Annotated in this window: 1 protein-coding gene; it reads right to left on the bottom strand. The window is 57.2% G+C overall.

Features of this window, described 5'->3' with window-relative positions; genetic code table 11:
- Positions 1-446: 446 nt before the first annotated feature.
- Positions 447-1475 (bottom strand): type 2 periplasmic-binding domain-containing protein, encoded by a 1029-nt coding sequence (locus NFX52_RS30030; protein WP_252635994.1) that lies wholly within the window; start codon positions 1473-1475, stop codon positions 447-449.
- Positions 1476-1811: the final 336 nt, after the last annotated feature.

The raw sequence follows: 1811 nt of genomic DNA, 5'->3' as shown, positions 1-1811 counted from the left end.
GGCCGGTGAGCTAACCGGGCTGAATTGCTGGGCTGGCGTGGTGTGTACTGATTTTAATCACAGTGCCTATAGAGGGCTGAGTGGCAGGCTGCAGAAAATACGCCCCACCGAGCCAGCCCAGCAATTCAGCCCGGTTAGCTCACCGGCCTCTCCCACGTCGCTTGACACCGACCCATGCTCGGCACCGACGTCTTTTTCGAGAGCCTTCTCTGTGATCGCAAGCGCGAAGAGACGCAGGCACGACACTCATAAATCAGCGATGCAGGGCTGCACCACAAAGGCAAAGCTGCCAGCTACCTGCGCATCGGATACGGGTGGACAGCCGGGATCAGCGCCTGTTTGCTCTGTACTTGCCGGATGCTGAGTTGCGTCTGAATGCCCGGGTGTAGATCTCCGGTGCCTGAGTGGCAGATGTTGTTTGAATCTTTGGAACAACCAGGATAGGGTCAGCGCTGCACGCCGTACCATAGCTCACGCCGGTCAGAGGGTGTTTCTGGCGTCAGCAATGGATTGCGCAATTCGATAACCGTGCGCTCATTCAGCCTAGCCTTGCGCACACGCTCGCCCCAATGCTCATCGAAGAGCTTGTCGAACGATCCGTCTGCGATTGCCTTCTCCATGCCCTCGGTGATGTCGGCGGCGAGTTTGGTGTTGCGTTTGTTGACGAAGAAGTAACTGTCGTAGAAATAGTGCAAGGCGAGATGTGGTTCTATTTCGAGCGTGTTGGCGTGGGCTGCTTGCTCATCCCGTATTTCCATCACGCTGCGGGGAAAATAATCGAAGCGCTGGGTCTCCAGCATCTTGAACAGGCCTTCGTAGTTGGAGCCCTTGATTACCTCAAGGCCGTTGCCCATCAATATCTGTGTGTCTGGCCAATCTTGGCCCTGGGCGATGCGCACGCCCATCAGGTCGGCCAGTATCTTGACTTGCTCAACACGGGGGGTGTCACCCTTGCGAACCAAGCCTAGCCGCCAACCCAGCAAGCCTTTGTGGAGCGGAATGCGTATCGGTAGCAGCCTCGCTTCTCGGTCGGAGGAAGATGGAAGCGGGGCTACGTCGATTATTCGTCCGGCCTCTAATTCAACGATCTGGCGGTTTTGGCTCATCGAAACAGTGGGATATGTCACCCGGTATTCAGTGCGGGCTTTGGACAGTGCCAGTTTCAATAGTTCTCGCGGATAGTTCATGCGCTGGTCGGCAGCGCTCTCAGCGATGGGGAAGCGCACGATCTCCACGCCCGAGGCGCTGCCATGGGCCAAAAGCAAAAGAGCCGCAAACGAGCTGAGCCAACGGAGTAGCAAGCTTCTCCATGAGGAACTGGCGGCATCGTGTTGCTCGAACGCAAGGGGCATCAGGCGCGTGCCGTTGATCACAGCACCTCCTTTTTGCACGGCCACGGTGGTCACGGCTTTTCTCTCAAACCGCTGGCGGTGGCCATAGCCGGGTAAAGCATGCGGTCCGGTATGGTTGTGCATGGTGTCTCCCGCCAATGTGGGCATTGATTGTGTCTGCCCGCCCAACCCCAAGTCAAGACGGCCTTGCCTCCGTATTGACCCTGGCCTCTGCCACGCTCTATCGTCGAGGCATGGATCTGGCGGTTCATTGCCTGACCGGGCCGTTGCGAGGCGTTCAACGTTTGACTAGGGAAGCTCTTCACGAATCGGTTCTGGCTATGTCACAGCGATTGTCGTGGTCAAGTTTTTTCAGACATTCCGATAGGGGAAGTTCGTTCAAGCTGAGTGAGCTGCCAACGCCTGCTGCATCTCGTAGCTATTGGGTGACTGGTATCCCAGCGTGGAGTGCAGCCTGAT

The sequence above is a fragment of the Acidovorax facilis genome (assembly GCF_023913775.1).
Taxonomy (GTDB): domain Bacteria; phylum Pseudomonadota; class Gammaproteobacteria; order Burkholderiales; family Burkholderiaceae_C; genus Acidovorax; species Acidovorax facilis.
This window is presented reverse-complemented; position numbering and strand designations above follow the sequence as displayed.

Coding starts and splice junctions, on each gene's coding strand:
- NFX52_RS30030 (WP_252635994.1), bottom strand. CDS start 1,475: ATGCACAACCATACCGGACCGCATGCTTTACCCGGCTATGGCCACCGC.